Genomic DNA, 1,296 nt, shown 5'->3' on the forward strand with positions numbered 1-1,296 from the left:
ATCAAAAGGAAGGTTTGACCAAAGTAGTCGACGTTTAGCTATTAGTAATAAACTGCTTTCTCAGCTGCTCGATTTCATCACGTTTCTGCGCCGCCAACTCAAACTCCAAGTTTTGAGCATGTTGGTACATCGCCGCTTCCAGCTTACTGATCTCTTTATCGAGTTGTTGTGGCGTCAGCACAGCATAGCTCTGTGAAGGCTCTGCCACCTTAGACAATGGCACCTGTTTAGATTGACGTTGCTGCTTCGACTTAGTGATATCACCCAACTCCATGATATCTTTAATGTTACGCTTCAGAGCTTGTGGAGTAATACCTTGCTCCTCGTTATAAGCCTGCTGTTTCTCTCGACGTCGCTCTGTTTCATCAATCGCCTTTTTCATCGATTTAGTGATTGAGTCACCGTATAGGATAGCCTTACCTTCAAGGTTACGAGCTGCACGACCGATCGTTTGGATCAGAGAGCGTTCAGAACGCAAGAAACCTTCTTTGTCAGCATCCAGAATCGCCACCAGCGATACCTCAGGCATATCCAAACCCTCACGAAGTAAGTTAATACCCACTAACACATCAAACTCGCCCAAGCGGAGATCTCGAATAATCTCTACACGCTCTACAGTATCGATATCTGAGTGTAAGTAACGCACTTTCACACCGTGTTCTGTGAGATATTCAGTTAGGTCTTCTGCCATTCTCTTAGTTAACGTCGTCACCAATACACGCTCATCTTTATCTGAACGTATTCTGATTTCGGACAACAAGTCATCAACCTGAGTCGCTACTGGCCTTACTTCAATAATCGGGTCTAACAGACCTGTTGGACGGACAACCTGATCAGCAACCTCACCATCGGACTTTTCAAGCTCGTAATTACCTGGCGTTGCTGAAACAAAAATCGTTTGTGGGGCAATCGATTCAAACTCATCGAACTTCATTGGTCGGTTGTCTAACGCAGAGGGTAGACGGAAACCAAATTCAACCAAGGTCTCCTTACGTGAGCGGTCACCTTTATACATCGCGCCGATTTGCGGCACGGTAACATGTGACTCATCGATGATCAGCAGACCATCATCAGGCAAGTAGTCGAACAATGTTGGAGGCGCTTCACCTTCAGCACGACCACTCAAGTAACGTGAGTAGTTTTCAATGCCCGAGCAGAAACCAAGCTCTGTCATCATCTCGATGTCAAATTGAGTTCTTTGCGAGATGCGTTGCTCTTCGAGAAGCTTATTATTGTCTTTCAGATATTGGGCACGATCTCGCAGCTCATCTTTGATGTTCTCGATCGCTTCAAGGA

Annotated in this window: 1 protein-coding gene; it reads right to left on the reverse strand. The window is 45.8% G+C overall.

Annotated elements, in window-relative coordinates; genetic code table 11:
• Nucleotides 1–34 precede the first annotated feature (34 nt).
• A partial coding sequence (locus BCT81_RS23505; protein WP_198596951.1) for a helicase-related protein occupies nt 35–1,296 on the reverse strand: 1,262 nt, incomplete at its 5' end.

This window comes from Vibrio sp. 10N.261.52.A1 (assembly GCF_002876325.1).
Lineage (GTDB): Bacteria > Pseudomonadota > Gammaproteobacteria > Enterobacterales > Vibrionaceae > Vibrio > Vibrio chagasii.